The following is a 26,045-nucleotide window of genomic DNA, read 5'->3' as shown; positions in this document are numbered from 1 at the left end:
ATACTCCTAAATATCTGAACCGGATTTTCCCATATCCATTATTTGTAAATCGATGTGAGCTTTAATGCATGCTTAATGTGTTTTTCATCGTTAAAAGCACTGGATCCTCTCCTTATTCTTCATTTAACGATGAAAAACATCGCCCAAGTGCATCGCACGCTCAAAAGGACTGCCCATAGAGGCTGCTTCCTGAGGGAAGGGGATAGTGGCGATAGGGAAATCTGTGTTTCCTTTCTGATTCCCTTGGTGAATGAACAGTCACACCGATCACTTCATCACTGTAAAGCTGCACCATACGACTACTCCCTTTCACTCCAGGCATCCTAAAACTTATACTTTCTGGCTAATAAGTTCATAAAAAAGATCCTTTGACGGGGGGGCAAAGGATCTTTTCGTAATGACGAAGATTTCTAGTTGCGAACCTCCAGCATACGGACAATGGCCGACGCGGCTTCCGCACGGGTGGACATCGTTTGCGGCGCGAATTTGCCGTCCCGGATATCCCCGTGCCTGATAATACCGGTATCCTCGGCTTTGGAAACAGCCGGCTTTGCCCATTTCGGAATGTCCGCATCGTCGGAGAAGCTGGTGTTCGGCACATTGCTCGCCATAGAGAGGCCAGACGCGCGAATAACCATCACAATCATTTCCGCGTGGGTAATATTCGCATCGGGCCGGAACGTACCGTCTTCATACCCTTGGATAATTCCGAGCGCTACCGCCTGCTGCACTGCCTTCACCGCCCAGGCTCCGACTTTATCCTTATCTTTGAAGACGAGCGGCTTTCCTTCCTCCCCTGGGGGCAACCCTCTGACGATCATGCTGGCAAACTCGGCTCGGGTAACGTTCCCTTCAGGCCGAAACGTGCCGTCCGGATAACCGAAAACAATGCCGAGCGCCACCGCTTTAGAGATTTCCGAGCCCAACTTATGCCCTGCAGTGTCCGTCAGGCTCACCGCCTCCATCTGCGGAGAAGGAGGTTTGTTTGCAGGATCAGGAGAATTGTTTTCAGGAGCAGGAGACTTGTCGTCTATTGCGGCGGATACGGTCACGGCGCACTGTTTGTAGTATCCTCCATCCTCTGACGTTGCCGTGATCATAGCCGTGCCTGGCCCAATGCCCGTGACTTTACCTGTAACGTCCACTTTGGCAATGCGATCGTCACTGCTCGACCACGTGATTTCTTGATAGGAAGCATTGCCCGGGACAATTGTCGCCTGCAATGTCTCGCTTTTCCCGGCATCCAATTTGAGCGCTGGTTTATTCAGGTTTACTCCGTTAACGTGTACCATGCCTATGGCATACAATTTGTTGTCGCCAGATCCAATATATACCGCTCCGTCAGGACCAACCGCCGATGCGGCGACGATCTGGCCATTGGTTCTGAACTCCCATTTCTTCGTTCCGTTCGATTTAATCGCATAGAGCTTCATATCGGCTGATCCTACATAGATGATGCCGTCTGCACCGACTGCAGGCGTGGTTACTACAATGCCACCCGTATCGAATTTCCATTTCTTCGTTCCGTCGGGCTTGATTGCATAAATGCCTGAGTCGCCAGAGCCGACATAAATGGTGCCGTCCGAACCGATCGTAGGCGATGAATAGGCAGTGCCCCCATAAAGCTTTTTATCCAAGGGATATTCCCATTTCTTCATTCCATTCGGCTTGATCGCATACAGCCTCTCTGCACCTGACGCGATATAGACGGTACCGTCTGTCCCGATCGCCGGCGAGGTTTTCACTTCATCGATTGTTGTAAACTCCCATTTCTTCGTTCCGTTCGGATTGATCGCATAGAGCTTCTTATCGCGGGAACCGACGTAGATCGTGCCGTTAGAATCGATTGGCGGGTTTGCCACTCATTCCGCCGCCTGTTACGAACTCCCATTTCTTCGTTCCGTCCGGTTTAAGCGCATAGAGCTTTCCATCCTCACATTCAACATAGACGGTACCGTCTTCACCAATAGCCACTGTGGAGTATATGGCACCTCCTGCTTCGAACGTCCACTTCAGCTTTCCGTCAGGAGTGATTGCATACAGATTGACGCCCGAGCCGACATACACGGTGCCGTCTGCGCTAATTGCCGGCGAGGAGTAGACGGCAGCTTCCGTTGGGAACTCCCACTTCTTCTTCCCCTTTTTATCGACTGCATAGAGCTTCCCGTCTGTAGATCCAACGTAAACAGTGCCGTCTGCACTGACTGCGGGCGAAGAAGAGTTGATCTTCCCCCCTGTTTCAAACGCCCACCGCTCTACGCCGTTTGAACTTGGCAGATTTAGGCTTATGATAATGTTCGGGTTGACCTCTATTTTTAAATCCGGATTTAACTGAAGATCCAGCGCCTTAGCGGATTGAAGCGGATGGAGACAAGCCAGCAGCAAGACAGCAGAGATAACAGAGATAGCAGCATAAAGCGATTTCTTATTAAACATAGTGAAGCCCCCTTTCTGACTATTCTAAAGCAGCGAGCGCTTCAAAAGCGTTTCTCTCATCCGTTACCCGTTTTTGAAACGCTTTTGAAGCGCTTATCCTGTTATGCTCTTTTATGATAAATCGATCAAAAACCTTGGAGGAAGATAATTGATGAAGAAGACACGCGTTATTCTATTGCTCGTTATCACCGCCATGCTCTCGCTTTCGGCCGGGGCGTTCGCCGCCAGCAATCTCACCGAGATCAAAGCATACCTCAACTCAGGGATCAAGTTCCGTCTGGACGGTAAGCCTTGGCGCCCTCTCGACGACCAAGGCAAGGATGTGCTGCCGATCACGTATAACGGAACGACCTATTTGCCCCTTCGGGTAGTTGCTAACGCCTTTGACATTCCAATCACATGGGATGGCTCCACGCAAACCGTCGGAATGCGCGAGAGCAGCAACCTTACGTTGTATTCCAAAGAAGTGAAAGTAGATAATTGGAGCGAGAAGTTTTACGATGTGATTGACAAAAAGCAACTTGTTTTCGGAAATCATCAGTACGACGGAGCCTACGCCTTTACGGCGGAAAACGCGGGGTTAGGTTGGTATGAGGGATCGCCAAACCTGAAATTTAACTTTGGAACAAAATACAATACTTTGCATTTGATTCTATACTCCCCCTCGTCGATGAAGATCAGAATACTGAACGGCAGCAATCAGCAATTGACGGAAGAGATCAGTCTCGAGGCCGATAAGGTTACGGAGCTGGATGTAAACCTGCAAAGCAGCCAATATGCTGTTGTATCAGCTTATGATGCCGCTAATCAAGCAGAAAAGCCACTTCTCTATGTTTTGAAGGACAGCTACGTTACAACGGCAGCCACTCCGGCTTCGCAGTAGTACTGACAGCAGCCCTCGCCTCTGTCCGCGCAGGCGAACACTCAGGGGTTCGGCCGCGGAATCATGCAAAAAAACGCAATCCCGAAGATTGCGTTTTTTTGTTTGGAGCATGTCCGAATAACTCCAACTATACATACAGTAATTTACTAGATTTTATTAAAAAAAGAAAAATTAAACGAAGAATGGACAAAACAAAAACGAAAATCATGAAGAACGTTGAGAGCTTTGCAAGTCCTCAGATCTGCTCATTATTACAACTCCTTTCTTTTTTAAATAAATAGGAAAGGGCAACTTACAATCTCAACTTTCACAGAACCAAAATCGGTTGATAATTTCCGGTCTAATACTTTATTTTCATCTGACAACGTAATTGAGATTTAGTGAACATTTAACGAAGAACGCTTCGCTGCGTGGAAGCGGTCAATTTTTGCAATATCTGGGGGAATGCAAAGCATCTGAACTATGGGGTATGGATATATCAGAAAACCAAATCGAAAAGACAAAGCGAAGACGTCTGCCTGTAGACGTGCTGACGTCTTGTGCGTGTCTATAAATTGCAATACTCAAACTCGTTGTCGAGCGCGTCGAAACTAATCTCCTGTTTTAACACTTGTTTTAATTCATCGTGTGATATTAACCCTTCCAGTGGCAACTCGCGCCCAGTTGAGGTCGTTTCTATGTACTCAAAAACATCTCTACCATATATTTCTTCCAACTTTTCAACTTGACTATGCTTCAAATACTTTCGGTGTGTTCTTAATATGTTGGCAGAATTGACTTTCAAATCGCCACTTGCTGTATTGGAATACTTCATATTCGTTAAATCTTCAAGCAAGTCCCGAAAAATAAAATCCTGTAAATTTTTCGCCAAAACAACAGCGGTAATATCATCGTGATAAATCAACGTAATAGGTACATCCTCACCGTTTTGTTTATCAAATTGGAACACATACAAATCTCCGCTTTTTTGTCGACCAAATGGAACAAACTGAAACTCTGGTTTCGTCTGACGATAATCGTCAGGGTCTTTGAATGCTTGAATTTCTTCAACGATTCTGCTCCATTTTAGCAACTCAAAGTCAAAGCCGAAAAACAGCATAGGCGGGTTTTGGGCTAATTTGGCATAATACTTTTCGTACCAATCCTGCCCATATTCTCCGCCCGAATCCAACATACCGTCTAAATACAACTGTCTATATAGTTTCGGGTATGTAAAATTGTACTTATCTTCAATTTGCTCTAATTCGTTCATACTATCCTCCCAAAACCACGCTATTTGCTATCAGTATAGCAAACGCGAACTTGTTATTAAATACCACAGAAAAACATTGTGCCGATTGGCATGGAAAGGAGCGCGACCGTGGCTATCTATCATCACAGTATCAAAATCGTCAGCCGCGGCTTCCTCATTGGTTACATTGGTCGGTTTTGGGGCTATCAATCCATCTTCGGGCAGGCATGTGTACTCGGCATAACAACCAAAACGCATCCCAGTTAATGCATAAACCTGATCACCATTCTTAGCATGGGAAGCCATAACAAGATAGAGCTTTGGATATCGGATAGGCATTTGCTTCAAAGCTCCAATAAAAGTTCCATCGCTTCTTTTTCTTTCCGGGCGATATGCAGCAATAGTTCGGATGCTTGTTTTAGATCATCCATATGTCCTGTCCTTCCCGCTTTGTCTATACAAGTAGAAACTTCGTTCCATAATGAAGCAATTTCCGTGAACAATAAGTGAGCTCGCTCCATTTTTGCATCGCCGCATATTTCCATGCTTTCCATGAGAAAGTCCCTGTATAAATTGCGGAAAAGCGAGCCCCCTGTGCCCCCTTTTTCCATCAGTAATGCTGTCAAACATAAATCATGGGCCATGTTTTGGCTTCGGGAAGGCCACTTGAGTATTTCGGCACTCATTTTTTCGATCCCTTTTAATCCAAGGTTGCGAATGGGCGGGTTCAAATAATGATAGGCGTTGCTTGAAATGGACGCTCGAATGACAGGAGCCAGTGGCGGAAAATCGGTTGTTTTTTCGATTGTGTAGGAGAGATTTTTGGAACTCATGGGTCCCTTTTCATTTCTAGCCAGTGCCAACGTCTCCAAGCGTGTTCTGACCACGCCTCCCTGTTGGGATGTATCCGTCATATAAGCGTATTCGTCATCGTATCCATACATGGCGACATAATGTGCTGCAAAATGAATTTTATTAGTAAAATAATCCAAGTGATAACAATCTAATTTCAAACCTGTGGGAACACCGCGATCAATGTTGACTTTGATATTGCTCCATGCTTTCGTCACAGAGGCGGTTTCCTGCATCGTGAGGGTCAGGTTTAGACGGGACGCAATGCGGGCTGTCAGTTCATCCGGTTTACTCCTACCTCCGATAAACGGAAAATCCATCCCCTTCATATCCCAGTAGATAAACCCCAAACCTTCTCCGATCCCGAACAAAATAGGTTCAGACAACCGAATACCGGCATGGGAAAGCAGATTGCCCATTGCCGTCGTCTCACAATGCTCCCCCGTGAACGGAGTAAAACGTTCTATGATCATAGGGTGGCGCCTCCTTCCAACTTGCTTATCAACTGAGAGATAAATTGCAGTTCTGTTTCAATAAGACTCATTGGGTGAAGAAACAAAGCCCACACGTGCAGCGGCAACTTCTCTCCTCCTTGAGCTTCATATTTCCCCCTGATGTGCAGTAACGTTTCTCGTAAAAATTCATCCCGTTTCTTTAACGCTTCCATAGCCTCATTTTTGTGAATTAATGGTAAAGCTGCAATTCCAAGATCGAAGCGGCTGTCCCTCTCCCGTGTGGAAGATAAGCAATCGATGATTTCAATGCGCAACAATTGGATTCCCTTTTCCGTGATCGCAAATTTGACAGGTAAGGGGCCTTTACCGAATTTATCGGTGGGGCTGTCTGATTGAATCAACCGCTTCTCTTTCAGCTTCTGCAAGCCGGCATAAATGGAAGTGGTGCCAATCTTAGCCCATTCCCTGTATCCTCTTTGCTCTATCAGCTTATTAATTTCATACCCAGACGTTTGTTTAGACTCCGCGATGATTTGTAGTAGCACCAATTCCACGTCGGAAAGCTGTTTCACAAGTACCATCCTTCCAAACCAGTAGTTATATTTCACATCTATAATATAACAGTAGTGTAATAAAGAGTAAAGCGGGATTTCTTATTGACTGGAATTTCAATAGAGGAACTAAAAAATTAGCTCAAGCCCACTAACATACAGCTGTCAGGGATATCCTCCTTGGCAGCTTTCTCTTGTTACTGCTCGTTATTTTTAGTGTACTCGAATACCAATTTCACCGAAAATTATATCGGATTTTACCGCAGCATGTTTTTATTAATTAAGACACCGTGAATTAAAACAGAAAAAACCTTGGTATACAAGGTTTTTTCAAGTATGGAGCCTAGCGGGATCAAACCACTGACCTCATCACTGCCAGTAGAGCATTCTCCCATTATGGGGTATTACTGTACTCGAAAATTCATGAAATAATTAACATAACTTTGATTCATTTATTCTTCATGAATACTTACATTTACATTCGTATTATTCGCTGCTGGAGTGTTGGCTGTAAAGAGTACATTCGAATCGCTGAGAGTTACGTTCCATCCCGTAATCGTAGTGCCGAATGCTGCTGCAATTTTCGTTGCTACACTTGCAGTTGTCTCTGTTCCTGTTAGTGTTATATTTACAGTCACAGATGTCGTTCCATCTGTGAACGTAACCTGGATCGTTCCTGCTGCTGTTGCACCAGTAGTTATCGTTAGTGCTGCAACTTGCTCGACACCCGCAGTTGTTGCAGTCCCTGCTGTAATAATTGTACCACTCGGCGTACCTATCCCAGTTGCCACTTCCTCTACCGTTGCAGCAACACTTGCATTATTCGCTGCTGGTGTTTGCGCTGTGAACTGGACATTCGTACCATTTGCCGTTACATTCCAGCCGATAATCGATGAACCGAATGCCGTAGCAATTTTTGTCGCTACATCACTGGCTGTTTCTGTTCCCGCAATGGAAACATTTTTAGACACAGGCGTCGTTCCATCTGTGAATTTTACATAAATCGTTCCTGCCTCTGTTGCTCCGTTAGCAATCGCTAACGTTGCGACTTGCGCAATACCCGCAGTTATTTCAGAGCCTGAAGTAGTGATCGTACTATCTGGCATTCCTATTCCTGTCGTCGTTCCCGATAACCTTGCTCCGGCCTTCGTATTATTCGCTGCTGGACTATTGGCTGTAAAGACTACACTTGTATGGCTTGCGGATACATTCCAGCCTGGAATAGATGTGCCGAATGCTGTAGCAATTTTTGCCGCCAGCTGAGCACCTGTTTCTGGGAAATCCAACATCATTACATTTACAGACACAGATGTTACCCCATCTGTAAACGTCACACCAATCGGTCCACCGCTTGATTCAGAATTGGGAAGTAGCAATGTTACAACCTGTGCCGTGCTTGTGCCTAAATTTCCGGGGATAGTAATTGTACTGGTTGGAGCTCCTACCCCCGATGCCTCAAATACGCTTACCGCAACACTTGCATTATTCGCCGCCGGTGTTTGCGCTGTGAACTGGACATTCGTACCGTTTGCCGTTACATTCCAGCCGATAATCGATGAGCCGAATGCCGCAGCAATTTTCGTCGCTACATCACTAGCAGTTTCTGTTCCAGCAATGGATATATTTTTAGACATGGACGTCGTTCCATCTGTGAATTTTACATAAATCGTTCCTGCCTCTGTTGCTCCGTTAGCAATCGCTAATGTTGCAACTTGCGCGATACCAGGTGTTGCAGTCCCTAAGGTAGTGATCGTACTATCTGGCATTCCTATTCCTGTCGTCGTTCCCGATAACCTTGCTCCGGCCTTCGTATTATTCGCTGCTGGACTATTGGCTGTAAAGACTACACTTGTATGGCTTGCGGATACATTCCAGCCTGGAATAGATGTGCCGAATGCTGTAGCAATTTTTGCCGCCAGCTGAGCACCTGTTTCTGGGAAATCCAACATCATTACATTTACAGACACAGATGTTACCCCATCTGTAAACGTCACACCAATCGGTCCACCGCTTGATTCAGAATTGGGAAGTAGCAATATTACAACCTGTGCCGTGCTTGTGCCTAAATTTCCGGGGATAGTAATTGTACTGGTTGGAGCTCCTACCCCCGATGCCTCAAATACGCTTACCGCAACACTTGCATTATTCGCCGCTGGTGTTTGCGCTGTGAACCGGACATTCGTACCGTTTGCCGTTACATTCCAGCCGATAATCGATGAGCCGAATGCCGCAGCAATTTTCGTCGCTACATCACTGGCAGTTTCTGTTCCAACAATGGATATATTTTTAGACATGGACGTCGTTCCATCTGTGAATATTACATAAATCGTTCCTGCCTCTGTTGCTCCGTTAGCAATCGCTAATGTTGCAACCTGCGCGATACCTGTAGGTGTTGGTGCACCTGGGGTAGTAATCGTACTAATTGACGCTCCCACTCCTGTCGTGACACCTTCTACTATAGCTGTAACATTCGTATTATTCGCTGCTGGAGCGCTAGCTGTAAAGTGTACATTTGTGCCACTTACAGTGACGTTCCAACCCGTAATCGTTGTACCGAATGCTGCAGCAATTTTCATAGCTACACTACCAGCTGTCTCTGTTCCTGTTAGTATTACATTTACAGCCACAGGCGTGGTTCCATCAGTGAACGTCACACGAATCGTTCCTGCCTCTGTTGCACCAGTAGTTATCGTTAATGTTGCAACTTGCGCGACACCCGCGGTTGCTACACTCCCTTCTGTAGTGATAGATGTCATTCCAATCACACCTGTAGGAGTTGGCAACGATGGAGTTGGAGTTGGAGTTGGTGTCGGTGCCAGTGTCGGTGTTGGCGATGACGATGGTATTGGCGTTAGTGTTGGAGTTTCATTGCCATCGTTTCCTTTTCCGTTAGGAACAGACTCTGATGTGTCGCCATTATTTACAGGTGGCTTCTCTAATATTGAGCTTTTGGTATTGTCCAGCATCACAGCGGCCTCTGCGCGAGTAATGTTTGCTTCCGGTTTGAACATACGGTCTGCATACCCTGTAACAATGTTTTTGGATGCTGCCGCGCCTATTGCGCCTTTGCTCCATAATGCCATTTCCGAAGCGTCTTTAAATACATCAGCCGCCCTTTCATCATTAGATAAATTAAACAGGTGCGCTACAACAACTGCTGCTTCTTGGCGGCTTAGGGGTTTGGAACTGCGAATTGTCTGATCTTCATAGCCATGTATGTAACCTGCTTTCACGGCTTTCTGCACTTCTATATACTCCCAATCAGAGGCTATCAAATCAGTGAAGCTTATGCTAGTAGTATTATTGAATTGAAACAAGCGGTTAACTAGAACGATGAACTCCCCACGTGTAATAATGTTGTTTGGTTTGATGGAACCGTCTGCATATCCCTTAATTAAACCTTGGGAGATCCAGCTTCTTAATTGTTTTTCCGCCCAGTGTCCTTCAATATCCGAATGAATCGTTTGACCATATACAACTCCGATTGAGCTGAACATCAAACATATCATCATAACGATCGGCAGTACCTTACGGGTACATTTTCTAGAAATCATTTGTAACCTCCACTTCAGACTAGTTATTCTGTGTTGCTCAAAACAGGAGTTAATGTTCTTTCTCATTCTCATTAAACCTATGCCTTTCCTACCACTTCTTAAGAACTAGATTTTGCTTCTATTCCTTTATCGGTTATTCTTCACAATTTATTAATATAAGGTTATGATTTCTTTTATTGTTATTTTTGACCAAGGGGATATTTCCCACTGCAGAATAGTTAAACTATCTGATTCAACTGGTTTCCTTCTCCAAGTTTTGCGGCATTCGCTGCAGATTTCAACATCAAAGTAGACGTGCCAACCTGATTGTTGCCCACTCCTTTCTTGCCTTGCCGTGCTTTGCGAATATTCACGAGCTCTTGACGACATCCACGTCGGACATGTCAAAAATGGCTTTCAAAAGCAAACATTTAAACATCCGCAAAGCGTCAATAGCTTTGTGCCCATTATCTAGACGGTAATTTGCTCTCAATTCGTCGTACACGAAAGAGAAGTCTACTCGCTCGTTTAACTGGCGCAGCATATTCTCTTTCGGTACTCACCGAAAACGAGAATTGGGGCTGGAACAAGGGGCTTCAGTCCTTTAGTTGTGTCCTCTGTATCAATGTACAACAAAAAAGCACCGCTCCCTTAAAATTCGGGATACAGTACCTTTTGAGGTCACATGGACTATTTCAGTGGCCTCCCGAGATCGCAGACTTTTTTTATTTAATGTCTAGGGGAGTCCCCCCTCATCTACCCAGCACGGCACTCTCCCGCAGCGGGTAGTTCTACTATGTCCGGCGCATATATGCACGCACCGTGATCGGTGCAAAAATCAACACAATGACAGCAGCGCCAATGAGGGAAATGGCGAAATCCCAGCCGATGGTCCCATAGTTGGCAAGATCCCGGACAGCAGTGACGAGGTGCGAGATTGGATTGATGTTAACAAACCACTGGAGCCAGTTGGGCATAGTATTGACCGGCACGAATGCGTTGGAAAGGAACGTGAGTGGAAACAGCACAATCATCGATATCCCCTGCACGCTTGAGGCTGTACGGGCAATCACACCGAAGAAGGCGAAGATCCAGCTGATTGCCCAGGAGCAGACGATCACAAGAACCGCGGCGATAGCGACGTGATCCAAGCCTCCGTCAGGCCGATAACCCATAATATATCCCATGGTAAAAGTGAGCACGGTCGCAATCGTATACCGGATAGTATCTGCCAGCAGTGCTCCCGCCAACGGTGCAATGCGCGCGATAGGCAGTGACTTGAATCTGTCAAAAACACCTTTATCCATATCCTCACGCAATTGGACACCAGTTACGATTGAGGTCGTGATTACGGTCTGCACGAGAATGCCCGGAATAATGACGGGCAAATAGCTTACCACGTCACCAGAGATGGCCCCGCCAAAAATGTAGGTAAACATCAGGGTGAAGATGATAGGCTGAAGCGTGACGTCGAACAATTGCTCGGGTGTCCGCCGAATCTTCAGCAGCCCCCGATAGGCCATCGTCAAGGAGTGGCGTATTGTCTGTCCGAAGCTCGTGTAATTTTTTAGTGGCCGATCAGAACCAGACCTAATTGAAGCATTGCTCATACTCTTGCCTCCTCCACTCTGTTCGATTCAGTGAACTCCAGCGAATCGTTCTCCTTCACACCATGGCCCGTGATGGTTAGAAATACTTCGTCGAGGGTTGGTTTCTGCACACTCAACTCCGTCAAGTGAATCCCCGCCGTGCGCAGGGCAACAAGCAGGTCGGTGACCAGGTCAGCATCCGCTAGCGATGCGGTAATCTTTCCGGCTTCCGGCGATACAGCAGCCTTAACCTTGAGCACCTGTTCAACAGTCCGGCGGGCGTTATCGATGTCCTGTGGATTCAGGACTCTTAATTGCAACGACGAGGTACCGACTGACGCCTTTAGTTCATCCACGGTGCCCTCGGCGACGACTCGGCCAACATCAATAAACCGCGACCCGGTCCGCCAGTTGATCGGCCTCTTCAAGATACTGTGTCGTTAGCAGTACGGTCGACCCCGACTTCACCAATCGACGGATCGTATCCCACATCTGTACACGCGTGCGCGGGTCCAGTCCGGTGGTCGGTTCGTCCAGAAAGATGAGCGGTGGCTGCGCAATAAGGCTTGCCGCCAGATCCAGCCGGCGACGCATGCCGCCGGAGAAATTTTTCAATGGCCTTTTTGCAGCCTCTGACAAACCAAATTCCTCAAGCAGTTCCTTTGCCTTACGCCGCGACTCTGCGCGCCCCAGCCCCAGCAGCCGGGAGAAGATGATCAGATTCTCGGTAGCGCTGAGCGACTCATCGACTGATGCGTACTGACCGGTCACTCCGATCAATTGACGGACAATCTGCGATTCCTTCACCACATCGTGCCCGAAGATTTTCGCCGAACCGGCGTCCGGTCGAAGTAAGGTCGCCAGCATTCGGATCGTCGTAGTCTTGCCTGCCCCATTCGGACCAAGCACGCCGTAAATTGTACCGGCACGTACGTTCAAATTCACACCATCTACCGCACGATTGTCGCCAAAAGTTTTGACAAGTCCGCGCGCTTCAACGGCCCATTCACCTTTGTATTGCTCCATTTCTTCTTTGTATACACGAACCAATGAGATTCCTCCTAATGAACTGAATACAAGGATAGTAACTCACGTATTTAAACTGAATATAAACAACAACGGGATGAGCCATTATTTAACAAATAAATACTCAGAGTGAGCTGCAGGACGCTCAAATCTTGCTTGATGAAACCAGAAAATTTATGGTAAAAGAAAACTGAAAGGAAGATCGATTCTAGATGCATGTCATACGAGGCTAAAACATGGTATCTGCATTATTGTATTGCGAAGCTGATTGAGGGGTATTCGCATTATCCTACCTGAGAGAACAGGTGCAAGGCTGATCTAACCTCTCCTTCCTCTCACTGTTTACTTTTTCTAAAAACGAAAAATCCATCTGCTGCCAGTACAATAGCCCATATATAAATCACAAAAATTCCAGAGTTCTCCTCATACCAGCCTATTTTTCCTTCTTTTATGTTCGCGACCATACTATTTAAAAAGGAAAAAGTATTTATCTCCGTTTTAATTAAAAGAATTATAATGAAATGAACACTTAAAAACCAAGTTAAATGCTTTAAAAAATCCTTTTTATTTCCACTAAATATCCCCATATCCTTCAACACCTTTTTATTCATTTATTCAATTTATTGTTCTCAAAGTAATCCATCATTTTGTTTATATAATCCATGAAGGTTTTATCCATTCCCAACACTTTGCTTGAGGTATCGTCTGCTGGCGTAATCATTTCCCAGTATTTATTCATTAACATCTCGTCCCCTTCAAAAAGCAGCATACTGTAATCATGTATTTTTTGAGCGTATTTTTGCTGTGTTTTACTGTAGGGGGATACATGCATATTTTCACGAATTTCTACGATCAAATCGATGATTTCATCTAATCTTGCATCATTACTCCCGATAATAGGAAGATTATTTAATATTTCTAATTCCCGGTGAGTTAGGTTATCTTCCTCAAATGTGGCTTTTATAACTCCGTTATCCATAGAGCGGCTTTCTAGATTGTCGATAACTTCCAGAACTTTATTTGTATCGATACCTGACTTTATTTGTACATACTGCATGGTTGATTTTAAGTAGAAAATTTCTCTATCCAGCTTTTCTTTTCTTTCTTCTAATAGTCGTAATTGATCTCCCAGGGATCGGAATAAATCATCATCATTAAAGCTATCGGTCGACTTAAAAAATTCAACAATTTGAATAATCGAGTATCCAATGGATTTTAACAACAAAATTTGTTGAAGTTTTATATAATCTTTTTCGCTATAATATCTGTATGTGTTAATTCTTTCAGGTACTAGAATCCCTATTTCCTCATAATAATACAAGGTTCTTTTTGAAATATTAGCTAATCTAGCTGCCTCACCGATTTTCATCACTTATTTATCCTACCTCCTAGTTATCACTATAAATCATTACGTATACGTTATAGTCAAGATCAAAATCTTGAGCATGAGATTCCAAAAAACAAAATCACCTTACATCACATTTTAACACGCAACTCAGGCACAGATTAAACAGATCAAAAAAAACCACTCTCATCACTATTACGATGGCAGTGGTTTCTACTTCCTTACCTTTAAACTTTGCATAACAAATTAGTATTGTTAAATATCTTTGGCGATATGCGGCTTGCTATAATGGCTAACTCCTCCGGATCCAACAAGTACACATCCTCCTGTGTTGAAGATGAGCAATTTACTTGAGCCGTTGTTAAGCAGCACTGTCACTTTGGCATGATTTGCTGTTGCGATATAAATGATATAGCCACTTCTGGACACAACTGTTCTCCAATTTTTATCGAATTCGGATCTTGCTACTCTATTGGAATAGACCTGATTTTCCAGCCGTTTTGCTTGTGCTTTTTTCATAGCCACTCCCCCTCCTTTCTTTCGACTAAGCTGCTACCTTATATTTTATTCGTGAGTCAGGCATGGGATTGGACAACTTTGCTGGATCTCCCCCTATTTCTCATCATGCATAAATGTTCATGAATATCCCCATAGTAAGGATGAGCGAATTGCAGGAGGTGACACTATGGCAGGCAGAAACAATAAACCGGACAACGATGGACCAGCAAGCAATCCCGGCCGGCTGGATCAGTTTGGAGATAAGCTCTCCTCCCAGAACGAGGAAGAGTTTCGTTCGGCTATTGATCTAAGCAAAGGTTTGAAAGTAGACTGTGAAGTCGAAGAAGAAAACAATCAGTAATCAAAAAACGGAAGCATTTCCGGCCTATAAACACTAGTTAGCGTTCTGCTTACAAAAAAAGGACTCTCCTGAGGTCTAAACAACCTAAGGAAAGTCCATTCTTTATGATTGCTATTTAGCTTAATTACTCCTCCGAAATATGAAAACGATCGCAAATAGTTCTGGATGTCTTCTTTTGGAGTCTCAAGCAAAACTGAACGTTCTCTTTCTATATATTACTATACATTATGCAGCTTAAAGTGAGGTTTCTTCACTCCATCTTGTTTCCTAATTCATAACTATAATTGTAGTTCGTTAGAATTTCTGAGAATGTTTCTATATCAATCTTCAGTGTTTCTATTATAGTGTCAAGTTCATAGTGCAAATCATTATGTTGCTTCCAAAAATCCTCCTTGATGCTTACAACTGCATTTAGCAAGTCACCTACAAATAACTCCCCTGAAGTAAACGGATTCTTAGCAAGTCTGTATAAAACAATTGGTACTAAGTATTCAAGAGAAATATGCTGAAGAATCATTAACCTAAAATCTTCATTAGTCCAAAGTTTCAATGGTAACTTTCTTAATTCATGTGCTTTAAGCATTAGCCTTGTTGAATGATCCGGGGCATTTCCCCAATCATTTTTCTCAAGTTCATTTAGACTCTTACTGATATCAATATCCTTAAACTTCATAAAAAACCTCCTCATTCGTCGATAGAGTCCCTGTTCAGTCAACAATCAAGTCGATATCCTCAATTTCCTCAATAGCAATAATTTCAATGTCGTTACAATAAAACTTCAGTCCCTCTTCGTACTCATAGTCTCTAACAAGATACTTTACTGAATCCCAACCTCTATCTGAAATATCCAAAATTTCAAAACCACTTAATTGAATTGCAGTTCCTCCTGCAGACAATTGAAGGCTGCCTAATTTCTTAAAACGAATTGTGACCTTAAATTTCTTGAGTTTATCCTTTGGTATTAAAATGAAGCTAATATCCAATATTGAATAATTATGCTCATCAAACAAAGAAATGGTATCTATTTCAATGGAATATTTAAAGTCTATAATAAATTTGAAATCACCAAATTGAAAATCAGCGACCTTTTCAGTAATTAATCTTAACTTCTTGATACCTGACATAACAGTTCCTCCCCAAAATATTCAAACAAGATGTGGACAAAAAAATAGATGAACCCAACCCTATTGATTAATCTAAAAGCTTATTTCAACTACTCTCTTTCCCTACCTTCAAATAGAATACCTGCCATGGGCGACCAAAAAAGATGCATAAGTACATCTTTTTTGGACCTAAATGAAGCCGATAAAGTAAATTCCTGCGAACTCTTACACAAAAAAAGGACTCTCCCGAAGGTCTAATCAACCTTAGGAAAATCCCTTCTTATGAATACTATTCATATAAGAAATAATTTGGCTAGCTCCTGCCATTGTGATGTCATTGAACAACAGTGCCGAGCTGTTTATACACCCGCAGGCTATTTGGCATTTTTACTGATCAGCAGAAGTCAGGCTATCAACAATAATCGGCAGCAGTGCGTCCAGCGTGATAGGATCGTTAAAGGCAGCTGAATTTTTGTCGGTGTAAAACACCCGATTATTCTTGATCGCAGGAAGTTTGTTCCACAAATCGCTTGTATACATGGGGCTTGTATCCGCTGATTCGGACGCTTCCGGAGATGTAAAGATATAGTCCCCAGCAAACTCGGGGAGCTTCTCTAGGGATATTTCCGCCCAACCAAGCTTCACATCGAATGCTGGAGGCGCATTTAGTCCAAACTCATCATATAAAATTTCTGTTCCCCGTCCATAACCTTCACCATAAATATATACACCTTTATCATACTGGCTCAGCACAGATACCGTTTGATTACCGACTGCCTTCAGAACCTGTGGTTTGGATTCGGCAATCTTCTTTTCCCAATTATCCACCCATTGCTGCGCCTTGTCTGTACGATTCATCAATTTACCGAATTCAAGCAATTGCTCTTTATAGTTTTTCTCTCCGTAATTTATCGTTACGACGGGTGCGATTTTACTGATTTCCTCCAGATTCTCTGTACCTTTAAGAGCAATAATAAGATCCGGGTCTAATGTGACAATCTTCTCGTTCGAAAAGGCACCCGGCGCCCCAATATCCTCCATATCATCAATCTTCCCTTTATAATAAGGATTTCCCATTGTCATCGTTGGTGCTCCGACCGGATTAATACCAAGCGCCATGAAATAGCCAACATAAGCATGGGTCAAAACGACGATTCTTTGCGGATTTCTAGGAACCTCGACTTCGCCATCGGCTCCTGTGTACTTTACAGTTGCTGAAGCTGCCGGAGTCTGGTTCGTCTCTGTCTGTCCATTGTTTCCACTGGCTGTTGCGTTGGAGGTTGAACCAGAATTTGCAGCAGAATTGTTGTTACTGTTCGTTGCGCCTGAGCATGCGCTAAGAAGTAGAGTAAGACTAAGCAGTAGAGTTAACGCGGTTGATTGTTTTCTGTTTCTGATCAAATGAAAAGCCCCTTTATCCGTATATTGATAATGATTATCACTACGTTTATTAATATAGCGGCTAATCTTTCTAGGAACAATGGATGATCTTAGCATACGGAATGGATTATGCTGCTTCACTTTCGGATCATGGCAAGCTTCACGGTAGCGGAGAGGGGACTGCCCGGTTTGTTTTTTGAAGATACGGCTAAAATAATACACATCCGCATAGCCGATGCTTAAGGCTATTTCCTGCAGCGCTGCTTCCGTGTTGGCAAGCAGGCTTTGGGCTCTGCTGATACGCAGGCGGATCATATACTCAATGGGACTGCATGCCGTGCGCTGCTTGAATATTCTTGACAGATGGCTGGGGCTGCAATCCAGCGTTGATGCCAGCAACTCCAGTGTCAGAGGCTCCGTATAATGATCGTGCAAATATCTGAGTGCTTGCTCCGCCGTGTCCGCCCGAATGATCCGAACATCCTGTTCGCGCAGTTGGCGAATATGCTCGTATATAAATTGATAAAACAATGTTCTCGCATGCAGCCGCTCAAGATCGCCAGGCGTGAGCCATTCTTTGGCAATCCGCTCCAGCTTCTCATACAGAGACAATGGATACAATGGAGCATAGCCGTATTGAATTTGCAAAGGATTCCCCGCAGCCATGATGCTGCGAATTTCCGGGCTTGCCGGCAGCAGAAAACCCGCTTTATACAGGATAAGATAATATTCAAAACGCTCTTGCTTGAGCTGAATATCCAGGCACATTCCCTTGCCGCCATGCAGCATAAACATGCTGTTCACGGCATACTCCATATCATCAAGCTTAATCTGTGCTGACCCGCGAACAGCAAAAAGAAACCCGTTAGCAGGCAACCGATAAGCCGGCAGCTCGTCGCCAACAGTCAGTGTTGTATGTCTGACATCCATCAGTTTAACCGAAGCAGATGTCCAAATTAGCATATGTTCGTTCAGCTTCATTCCGTCACCACCCGTGGCCACCCATGGCCGATACTTTTCGACTTCTCCCTACATATTACTGATAATAATTCTCACACACAATCATTTTTTTGTTTATCTATCCCACGCAACAAAAGCCACCTTGACAGGTGACCTATCCCTATAGCTATGAGTAACCGTAATCGTACCCTTACCCGTACCGTAATTAAATCTTTTTAACAAATTCAGATTTTAATTGCATGGCTCCAAAACCATCAATTTTGCAATCAATATCATGATCTCCGTCAATCAAGCGAATATTTTTTACTTTTGTCCCTATTTTGATAACGGATGAGCTTCCTTTTACTTTAAGGTCTTTGATTACTGTTACAGAATCGCCATCGTTCAAGACATTTCCATTTGCATCTTTGATCGTCTTATTGTCTTCACTATTTCTTTCCGCTTCTGATTCTAATGTCCACTCGTGACCACATTCCGGGCAGACAAAAAGGCCTCCAGCTTCGTATGTGTATGGTGAATTACATGTTGGGCAATTTGGTAAATTAGACATCATTTCAACTCTTCCCTTCGTTATTGTTAGTTGCGGGCCATCTACGCCAGAGCTTTCACTGCCACGAAAAAAACGGCATTTCTGCCGTTTCAGTGTGGAATATAAGATACTTCAATCTGATGACTAACGTTCGTTTATTTTGACAATTAGGCCTGAACGGCGTATGTTGAGCCTAATCTAGGATTGAATTTGAGCATTCAATTAGTTAATCCGCACATTAATATCACTAACATAATCGTCATGGACGAACACTTCAATCATTTCATTGTCCTTCATGAACTTGAAGACACCAGTGTTGAAGTCAGTACCGACTTCTTTATAGAAAATCCCCTCGTACTTATCCAAATGCGTGTGATTGAAGCAAAGCCTGTAGCCGCCCGCTTCCTCCAGTAAATAGGCACGGATTCCCTTTTCATAAAAGCCTTCTTGAACATTCAACTCACGAGACACTGAAACAATATGCAGGTCGACAAATGAAACTTCATTTAAAAGCACATTAATAATGGAGCCCTTTGTAATTTCTTCCCAGCGGCTCTGAGCTGACTGGCCCAAAACGATTTGCGTCACATTTTTTTGCTTCGTAACTTCGCATATGACCTTAACAACAGGGCGCTTCTCATTATACTTCACAATGAAGTCATCAGCCCCGAGATCTTCTGCTAATTTTTTCCACGCTGAAATGTAATGATTTTTTTCGATATCCCATTCGTCTGCTGGTTGCCGGTCAACTGTTAATACATACAGAGGACAATTAAACATTTTAGCCATTTTTCCGCCTCTGCGAATGAGCCGCTCACCGTTAGGACCATAATATACACAGACGAGTATGCATTCATCCATGCTCCCTGTCTTCATTGTTTCCGTGCCACCTCTGCCAAATAGTAACCTTAGCGTACAGATAAAGTTTGATCTTGTCAACTTACATAGAGTATAATTGTCATGGCGAATCTTTTGGACAGCAAAGAAATGCAGCTCACTTAACATGGAACGACCACAAGGACTCACTACTCCGACTCCAACTTCCTAACCGCTTAACAAGCGTTATCCTATATTTACATTAAAGAAAAAGGAGGGCATTCATTGACCTTATTGCACATTGCTATCCTGATACCGTTTCTCTCTGTCCCTCTCATCCCACTTTTGTATAAATATACACACCGAGTTCATACGGGTTGGTTCGTCATGGTTATTCCCCTCGTTTTGTTCATCTTTTTTGCCAGCTATTTTTCCTTTGAGCAACCCTTAGAACCATTTATTCATTCGGTGCCCTGGATTCCATCACTGAATATTCATTTTTCAATTTATTTGGACAGCCTTTCCTTGCTGTTTGCCTTGCTTATTACAGGTATAGGCGCTTTGGTTGTATTTTATTCCATCTTCTATATGTCAAAAGACCGGGAAAAGCTGCATCTCTTTTATGCCTACTTAATGCTTTTCATGGGAGCGATGCTTGGATCCGTTCTTTCAGACAACCTCCTAGTGTTATATGCCTTCTGGGAGCTTACAAGCGTATCCTCCTTCTTACTAATCGCATTCTGGTATCACCGCAAAAGATCTCGTTACGGAGCTCAGAAATCAATGTTCATTACAATGAGCGGCGGGTTCTCGATGCTGCTTGGCTTCATTATACTGTATGTCGCATCAGGGACATTCAGTATCCGTGAGTTAATCGCATTAGGCGACCAAGTTTCGCAGCACTCATTGTTTATTCTAGCTATGTTTCTAATACTGCTCGGCGCATTTACAAAGTCAGCACAATTCCCCTTCCATATCTGGCTGCCCGACGCGATGGAAGCCCCTACGCCTATCAGTGCTTATTTGCACTCCGCTACGATGGTTAAAGCAGGTGTATACCTTGTTGCCCGTTTAACTCCTGTATTCGGCGGTCATTATGAATGGTTCTGGACCATCACGATTATTGGACTCATTACTTTGTTAATTGGTTCATTAATGGCCATTCGACAGAGTGACCTTAAAGCTTTGCTAGCCTTCTCGACCATCAGCCAAATAGGTTTAATTATGTGTTTGCTAGGGATTGGCTCAATGGCGCTCAATGACCCGAATAGCAGCAGTTCTTTATTGTTCGCAGGTGCAACGCTAGCCGCGATCTTTCATTTAATTAACCATTCAATCTTCAAAGGCTGTCTCTTTATGATGATAGGAATTCTCGACCACGAGACAGGCACAAGGGATATACGCCGCTTGGGCGGTCTGATCCATGTCATGCCCGTCTCTTTTACTTTAACTATGATCGGTGCATTTTCCATGGCTGGTCTGCCTCCATTCAGCGGCTTCTTAAGCAAGGAAATGTTCTTTAGTGGTGTACTAACGACTTCCCGTACGATGGATAGTTGGCTCGTCTTTATTCCCATCATTGCTTGGGTTGCAAGCATATTTACTTTCATTTACTGTATGATTCTCATATTCAAGGTGTTCATAGGCCCTTACAAGCCCATACCTTTGGAGCGCAAGCCACATGAGGCGCCATTAGGCATGCTCATTTCGCCAATGATCTTAGCTGCTCTTGTCGTCATCTTATTCTTCTTCCCCAATGTAATTGCGTCATCTCTGTTAGAACCCGCTGTACAAGCTATTTTGCCGCAAGCATTCGCGAATGGTGAAGAGTGGCATGTTCATATTTCCGCATGGCATGGCTTCAATACAGAACTCTTGATGACCTTCGGAGTTGTCATTCTAGGAACACTGCTTTATAAATATTTAAACACATTCCGCAATATTTACGAAAACATCCCATTAAGATTCAGCTTGAATCAAGTGTATGATAATGGACTTGCAGGAATGGAACGCATTGCTGGCAAGATTACCAAGTTTTACATGACCGGCTCGACAACCCATTACTTGTCCTATCTATTCGCATTTTTGATTGTCATAGTCGGGGGCTCTCTATTTTTTCAAAATATCTTCATTCTTGATATTTCAAACAACGCCCCTATTGAGCCTTATGAATTTATGTTAGGTTTAACCGTAGCCGCGGCGGCCATATTCATGATTTTCACGAAATCGAGATTAATCTCGATTATTGCAGTGAGCGTAATCGGATTTATCGTTTCCTTGTTTTTCGTTATCTTCCGTGCACCAGATTTGGCCCTGACACAGCTTGTGGTTGAAACCATTTCAACCGCGCTTTTCCTGCTCTGCTTCTACTTCTTACCTAAGGTTAGCAAGTATGTGACTACCATGAAATTCCGTATTTCCAACGCCATCATTTCCATTGGAGTCGGATTAACGCTAACTTTAATTGGCTTATTGACGCAGGGGCATCATTTGTTTGATCCTATTTCCGAATATTATAAAAATTCATATAATCTTGCTGGAGCCAAAAATATGGTCAATTCGATTCTGGTTGACTTCCGCGCTTTCGATACGATGCTGGAAATTGTCGTTCTCTTCGCTGCAGGCGTAGGTATTTTCACTTTAATCAAACTCCGTCATGCAGGGAGGAAAGATCAATGAAATTCACCGATGTATTTCTCCAAACCGCGACAAAAACATTAGTGTTCATTATAATGACCTTCTCTATTTATATTCTGTTCGCAGGGCATCATAATCCTGGCGGCGGCTTTATCGGCGGGCTTATTACAGCTTCTGCCCTCGTCCTCCTGTACATTGCGTTCGATCTTCAATCCGTGCGCGATATCATTCCTTTCAATTTCAACAAGCTTGCCGCTGCAGGTGTTATTATTTCGGTTTTAACTGGTACAGCATCCTTGTTATTCAATGTTCCATTCCTGTCACAGACGTTTACCTATGTATATTTGCCCCTGCTAGGGAAGACGGAGCTTGCTTCCGCCGTCATCTTCGATTTAGGTGTATATATGACCGTGCTCGGAACGACAATGACGATAATTACGAGTATAAGTGAGGACGAAAAATAATGGAGACATTCATAACAATTATCGCCGGCATCCTATATACAGTCGGAACTTATCTCATCCTGAACAAAAACCTGCTGCGGATCATTCTGGGTATAACCATATTCTCTCATGCAACTCATCTGATGCTAATGGCTGTTAATGGATTAAAAAAAGGGGCTGCTCCGCTTCTCGGAGAAAATGCAGCCAGCTATACCGATCCTGTGCCACAGGCATTGATTCTTACCTCAATCGTTATCAGCTTCGCACTAACCGCATTTCTACTTGTGCTTGGGTATCGTACTTATGTGGAGCTAGGTACCGATAATATGAAGCAATTGAGAGGTAACTCGCATGAGTAATGTTTTGATTATGCCGATCATCATTCCCCTTCTAAGCGGAATGGTCATGATCTTCTTTCGTCGAAACGTACGTTTGCAGCAATGGCTCTCCATCATAAGCATGCTGTTTACCATAGGCATTTCCGCCTTTATCATTCATCAAATTTCAAGCAAGGGCATCCTAGTTCTCGATCTCGGCGGTTGGAAGGCTCCTTACGGTATCTCGTTAGTCGGGGATATGCTCTCGGCCTTGCTCGTATTGGTCGCAACGTTCATTTGCCTGATGTGCACCCTGTTCGCTTTCGGTTCGATGAACAAAGATCATAAGATTCACTTCGTGTATCCCTTTATTTTATTGCTGCTTTGCGGTGTGAATGGCTCCTTCCTGACAGGCGACATTTTCAACCTGTTCGTGTTTTTTGAAGTCATGCTGATCTCCTCCTACGTGCTGCTGGCTCTTGGCGGAAAAAAGCTTCAGCTCCGTGAAGCCACTAAATATGTAATTATTAACGTCATTTCATCGACGTTGTTCGTCATAGCGATTGCCTACTTATATTCAATCACCGGAACCCTCAATATGGCCCACCTTTCCGAGCGTATCGCAACAATCGGACAAGACGGTCTGCTTACGACAGTAAGCCTATTATTCTTGACAGTGTTCGGTCTTAAATCCGGGTTATTCCTGTTCTTCTGGTTGCCTGGCTCCTATAGCGCACCCCCTCCTGCGATCGCAGCTTTGTTCGCAGCCCTACTTACGAAAGTCGGAATATATGCGATTATACGTACGTTTACACTGATTTTCTATCATCAGCCGGAGATTACGCATACCATCATCCTCTGTATGGCGGGTATCACAATGGTACTGGGCGCACTAGGCGCTATCTCGCATTGGGAGATCAGAAAAATTCTGGCCTACAACGTAATCATAGCCGTTGGTTTTATCCTCTTCGGCGTTGGGATGGCAACCTTAGACTCACTGACAGGCGCCCTATTTTATTTGATTAACGATATGCTCGCAAAGGCTCTTGTTTTCATTCTTGGCGGAGCGATTATCTCCATATTTGGATCAGACAAGCTTAGGAATTTCAGCGGCTTGCTGCTCTTCTCCCCGTGGCTTGGATGGTTGTTTTTTATAGCTGCGCTTGCCCTTGCCGGTGTCCCGCCGCTCAGCGGTTTTGTCGGTAAAGTTATCATTCTCAAGGGGGGCATTACTGAAGGCCATCTGCTCATGTCAGTAATCGGGATTATTTCGAGCCTCTTAGTGCTCTACTCCGTAATAAAAATCTTTATTCACAGCTTCTGGGGAGAGACCCTGCTAAGTGAAGGGGATCAGAAAGCGACCGGTACCAGCGCCTTACTGCCAGGCTACATTCTAGTCGCATCAATTCTTGCAATGGGATTAGGAGCAGAGTGGGTACTCACCTATGTGGAGCAGGCAGCTCAGGTTATGACTAACCCATCAATCTACATCGATGCCGTCTTAAAATGAATCCGTTATGGATTCAACCTAAGAAGTAAAGGATGTGACGGAAATTACAACTCAAATCTTATTAAATTTGTTGATTGCTTTCGTGTGGATGCTTCTCAATGAATCGTGGAATGTCGTCGTCTTTGGAATAGGCTACTCGATCGGATTTATCATTATATTGTTGATGCGTCGTTTTTTCCCTGAACGATTCTACGGCAGGAAAATCATTTCAATTATTAAATTGTTCTCGCTCTTCATCATTGAGCTTTTTAAATCCAGCTTCGTGGTTTTTCTGCAAGTTACACGACCGAAGCTGAACATTCAGCCGGGTATTTTCCGTTCCGAAACCGTACTGAAAACCAACTGGGAAATTACCATGCTGACTACCTTGCTAACCTTGACACCAGGCTCCGTTGTTATGGAAATCGACCCCAAAGCGGGTGTTATGTTCATTCATGCTATGGATGTAACCGAATTCCGCAATGGTTTTATCAAAACAAAACAAAAGTTTGAAAAAGCGATTATTGAGGTGATGCGATAATGTTCGATACAATTATGCTCCTGACCATGTGCATGCTTTCAATCTCAATAGTGATCGCCTTGTATCGCGTGATTAAGGGACCTTCTATTCACGACCGTATACTGGCGCTCGATTCAATTGGATACATCGTTATTGGCATTGTTGCGGTACTCTCTATTATGCTGGATTCTCATGCCTACCTGGAAACGATACTACTGATTGGCATATTGGCTTTTCTAAGCACGGTTGCTTTAAGCAAATACATGGAAGGAGGGGTCGTAATTGAACGCAAAAGCGATGATTGAAATTGTGGTCGGGATCTTGGTTATTGCCGGTACCGTTATGACCCTGATAAGCTCTCTAGGTATTATCCGCCTTCCGGATGTGTATAATCGTGCTCATGCTTCAACGAAAAGCGCAACGCTAGGCATCCTCTGCATTTTATTAGGTGCGTTCTTATATTTTTTCTTTACACACGGAGTATCCAGTATCCGCTTATTACTCGCAATCGTATTCGTCTTCTTGACTGCCCCCGTTGCTGGACATATCATTATTCGTTCTGCCCACCGTGCAAAGGTCAAGCTTGCCGATATTAGTGTTCAGGATGATCTCCAGGACTATTTGGACACTCAGACTAATGAAGAAAATGACAAAAAACCCTCATAAAGCACATGTGGTGTGAATACATTACCCTACCACTTATGAAAGATGTCTTGTGGGACTGTTGACAAAAGCCAATTTTACGAAAAAGGACTTTTAGATTCCCAGTGTTTATGCGGGTTCTCAAACGTCAATTTCGTCAAAAAGGTAATTTGTCAACAGTCCCTTGTGCGGTCCTGTGCGTGTTCGTGAGGTAGGTGCATGGAGGGAAGGAGTGGCTCAATGCTGTCAGGTTAACGAAGGGCAGCGGACGCGAATGGGAAGCCAGTAACTGTAACGGACACCAGCGCTCCTTAGCGCCCCCCAAAAGCCCAGCTGGAATTCTAACGGACATGAGCGCCTCTTACAGCCCTAACGGAGCGTATTTTTCCCTTGTTGAGCGGGCTAAGAGTCGCTGATGTCCGTTAGATGGGCGACGGATGAAAAAAACG

24 protein-coding genes and 3 pseudogenes are annotated in these 26,045 nt (G+C 44.0%); 9 read left to right on the top strand and 18 right to left on the bottom strand.

Features of this window, described 5'->3' with window-relative positions; translation table 11 throughout:
• Nucleotides 1–410: 410 nt before the first annotated feature.
• Nucleotides 411–1,862, bottom strand: a complete 1,452-nt coding sequence (locus J2Z66_RS41665; RefSeq protein WP_209979879.1) for an S-layer homology domain-containing protein — start codon at nt 1,860–1,862, stop codon at nt 411–413.
• Nucleotides 1,837–2,436 (bottom strand): outer membrane protein assembly factor BamB family protein, encoded by a 600-nt coding sequence (locus tag J2Z66_RS41660; RefSeq protein ID WP_209979877.1) that lies wholly within the window; start codon nt 2,434–2,436, stop codon nt 1,837–1,839. The genes J2Z66_RS41665 and J2Z66_RS41660 overlap by 26 nt, the downstream gene beginning before the upstream one ends.
• Nucleotides 2,437–2,587: 151 nt before the next feature.
• Here J2Z66_RS41660 and J2Z66_RS41655 point away from each other — a divergent pair, with 151 nt between their 5' ends.
• Nucleotides 2,588–3,319: a stalk domain-containing protein gene (locus J2Z66_RS41655; RefSeq protein ID WP_209979875.1), complete on the top strand. Its 732-nt coding sequence runs from the start codon at nt 2,588–2,590 to the stop codon at nt 3,317–3,319.
• Nucleotides 3,320–3,866: 547 nt separating this feature from the next.
• Here the strand turns inward: J2Z66_RS41655 and J2Z66_RS41650 are convergent.
• The 11 genes and pseudogenes from J2Z66_RS41650 to J2Z66_RS41605 form a co-directional block, all read right to left on the bottom strand.
• Nucleotides 3,867–4,571 carry an SMI1/KNR4 family protein gene (locus J2Z66_RS41650; protein WP_209979873.1) on the bottom strand — a complete coding sequence of 235 codons (705 nt, stop codon included), beginning with the start codon at nt 4,569–4,571 and terminating at the stop codon, nt 3,867–3,869.
• A 132-nt stretch (nt 4,572–4,703) separates the two neighbouring features.
• Nucleotides 4,704–4,841 (bottom strand): annotated as a pseudogene (locus tag J2Z66_RS43250) (NAD(P)-dependent alcohol dehydrogenase); the annotation flags it as partial.
• Nucleotides 4,842–4,894: 53 nt separating this feature from the next.
• A complete protein-coding gene (locus tag J2Z66_RS41640; RefSeq protein WP_209979869.1) occupies nt 4,895–5,875 on the bottom strand; it encodes a BtrH N-terminal domain-containing protein in 981 nt (326 codons plus the stop codon).
• Nucleotides 5,872–6,429, bottom strand: coding sequence for a PadR family transcriptional regulator (locus J2Z66_RS41635; protein WP_209979867.1), 558 nt, complete (start codon nt 6,427–6,429; stop codon nt 5,872–5,874). The genes J2Z66_RS41640 and J2Z66_RS41635 overlap by 4 nt, the downstream gene beginning before the upstream one ends.
• Nucleotides 6,430–6,860: 431 nt before the next feature.
• Complete coding sequence (locus J2Z66_RS41630) at nt 6,861–9,962, bottom strand: S-layer homology domain-containing protein (RefSeq protein ID WP_209979865.1); 3,102 nt, start codon at nt 9,960–9,962, stop codon at nt 6,861–6,863.
• Nucleotides 9,963–10,314: 352 nt separating this feature from the next.
• A pseudogene (locus J2Z66_RS43245) lies at nt 10,315–10,500 on the bottom strand (transposase); the annotation flags it as partial.
• A gap of 235 nt (nt 10,501–10,735) precedes the next feature.
• Nucleotides 10,736–11,551: an ABC transporter permease gene (locus J2Z66_RS41625; RefSeq protein WP_209979863.1), complete on the bottom strand. Its 816-nt coding sequence runs from the start codon at nt 11,549–11,551 to the stop codon at nt 10,736–10,738.
• A pseudogene (locus tag J2Z66_RS41620) lies at nt 11,548–12,556 on the bottom strand (ATP-binding cassette domain-containing protein). The gene J2Z66_RS41625 and the pseudogene J2Z66_RS41620 overlap by 4 nt, the downstream one beginning before the upstream one ends.
• A gap of 335 nt (nt 12,557–12,891) precedes the next feature.
• Nucleotides 12,892–13,143: a 2TM domain-containing protein gene (locus J2Z66_RS41615; RefSeq protein WP_209979861.1), complete on the bottom strand. Its 252-nt coding sequence runs from the start codon at nt 13,141–13,143 to the stop codon at nt 12,892–12,894.
• Nucleotides 13,144–13,163: 20 nt separating this feature from the next.
• Complete coding sequence (locus J2Z66_RS41610; protein WP_245376237.1) at nt 13,164–13,925, bottom strand: MerR family transcriptional regulator; 762 nt, start codon at nt 13,923–13,925, stop codon at nt 13,164–13,166.
• Between the two features lie 231 nt (nt 13,926–14,156).
• Nucleotides 14,157–14,420 (bottom strand): hypothetical protein, encoded by a 264-nt coding sequence (locus J2Z66_RS41605; protein WP_209979857.1) that lies wholly within the window; start codon nt 14,418–14,420, stop codon nt 14,157–14,159.
• Between the two features lie 166 nt (nt 14,421–14,586).
• Between J2Z66_RS41605 and J2Z66_RS41600 the strand changes: the two genes are divergently transcribed.
• Nucleotides 14,587–14,760, top strand: a complete 174-nt coding sequence (locus J2Z66_RS41600) for a hypothetical protein (RefSeq protein WP_209979855.1) — start codon at nt 14,587–14,589, stop codon at nt 14,758–14,760.
• Nucleotides 14,761–15,010: 250 nt separating this feature from the next.
• Here the strand turns inward: J2Z66_RS41600 and J2Z66_RS41595 are convergent, their stop codons facing one another.
• The 5 genes from J2Z66_RS41595 to J2Z66_RS41575 all read right to left on the bottom strand — a co-directional run bounded on the left by J2Z66_RS41595 (nt 15,011) and on the right by J2Z66_RS41575 (nt 19,608).
• Nucleotides 15,011–15,433, bottom strand: a complete 423-nt coding sequence (locus J2Z66_RS41595) for a contact-dependent growth inhibition system immunity protein (protein ID WP_209979853.1) — start codon at nt 15,431–15,433, stop codon at nt 15,011–15,013.
• A gap of 34 nt (nt 15,434–15,467) precedes the next feature.
• Complete coding sequence (locus J2Z66_RS41590; RefSeq protein WP_209979851.1) at nt 15,468–15,884, bottom strand: hypothetical protein; 417 nt, start codon at nt 15,882–15,884, stop codon at nt 15,468–15,470.
• A gap of 366 nt (nt 15,885–16,250) precedes the next feature.
• On the bottom strand, nt 16,251–18,224 hold the full coding sequence (locus J2Z66_RS41585; protein WP_209979849.1) for an AraC family transcriptional regulator: 1,974 nt from the start codon (nt 18,222–18,224) through the stop codon (nt 16,251–16,253).
• Between the two features lie 184 nt (nt 18,225–18,408).
• Complete coding sequence (locus tag J2Z66_RS41580) at nt 18,409–18,753, bottom strand: zinc ribbon domain-containing protein YjdM (RefSeq protein ID WP_209979884.1); 345 nt, start codon at nt 18,751–18,753, stop codon at nt 18,409–18,411.
• Nucleotides 18,754–18,954: 201 nt separating this feature from the next.
• On the bottom strand, nt 18,955–19,608 hold the full coding sequence (locus J2Z66_RS41575) for a universal stress protein (RefSeq protein WP_209979847.1): 654 nt from the start codon (nt 19,606–19,608) through the stop codon (nt 18,955–18,957).
• A 225-nt stretch (nt 19,609–19,833) separates the two neighbouring features.
• On the opposite strand from J2Z66_RS41575, the gene J2Z66_RS41570 reads away from it, so the two are divergent.
• Genes J2Z66_RS41570 through mnhG form a run of 7 tightly spaced genes read left to right on the top strand, consistent with a single transcriptional unit; the run spans nt 19,834 to nt 25,620 of the window.
• Nucleotides 19,834–22,227 carry a Na+/H+ antiporter subunit A gene (locus tag J2Z66_RS41570; protein ID WP_209979845.1) on the top strand — a complete coding sequence of 798 codons (2,394 nt, stop codon included), beginning with the start codon at nt 19,834–19,836 and terminating at the stop codon, nt 22,225–22,227.
• Entirely contained in the window at nt 22,224–22,649 is a 426-nt protein-coding gene (locus tag J2Z66_RS41565; RefSeq protein WP_209979843.1) for a Na(+)/H(+) antiporter subunit B, read from the top strand. Before J2Z66_RS41570 ends, J2Z66_RS41565 begins: the two co-directional genes overlap by 4 nt.
• Complete coding sequence (locus J2Z66_RS41560; RefSeq protein ID WP_209979842.1) at nt 22,649–22,987, top strand: Na(+)/H(+) antiporter subunit C; 339 nt, start codon at nt 22,649–22,651, stop codon at nt 22,985–22,987. Before J2Z66_RS41565 ends, J2Z66_RS41560 begins: the two co-directional genes overlap by 1 nt.
• Nucleotides 22,980–24,455 (top strand): Na+/H+ antiporter subunit D, encoded by a 1,476-nt coding sequence (locus tag J2Z66_RS41555; RefSeq protein ID WP_209979840.1) that lies wholly within the window; start codon nt 22,980–22,982, stop codon nt 24,453–24,455. Before J2Z66_RS41560 ends, J2Z66_RS41555 begins: the two co-directional genes overlap by 8 nt.
• 34 nt (nt 24,456–24,489) lie before the next feature.
• A complete protein-coding gene (locus J2Z66_RS41550) occupies nt 24,490–24,975 on the top strand; it encodes a Na+/H+ antiporter subunit E (protein ID WP_312895043.1) in 486 nt (161 codons plus the stop codon).
• Nucleotides 24,975–25,259, top strand: a complete 285-nt coding sequence (locus J2Z66_RS41545; protein WP_209979838.1) for a Na(+)/H(+) antiporter subunit F1 — start codon at nt 24,975–24,977, stop codon at nt 25,257–25,259. The genes J2Z66_RS41550 and J2Z66_RS41545 overlap by 1 nt, the downstream gene beginning before the upstream one ends.
• A complete protein-coding gene (gene mnhG / locus J2Z66_RS41540) occupies nt 25,237–25,620 on the top strand; it encodes a monovalent cation/H(+) antiporter subunit G (protein ID WP_245376235.1) in 384 nt (127 codons plus the stop codon). Before J2Z66_RS41545 ends, mnhG begins: the two co-directional genes overlap by 23 nt.
• Nucleotides 25,621–26,045: the final 425 nt, after the last annotated feature.

This window comes from Paenibacillus eucommiae (genome assembly GCF_017874215.1).
GTDB classification, from domain to species: domain Bacteria; phylum Bacillota; class Bacilli; order Paenibacillales; family NBRC-103111; genus Paenibacillus_AI; species Paenibacillus_AI eucommiae.
Note: the sequence above shows the minus strand (reverse complement) of the source record. Positions and strands in the feature narration are given on the sequence as shown.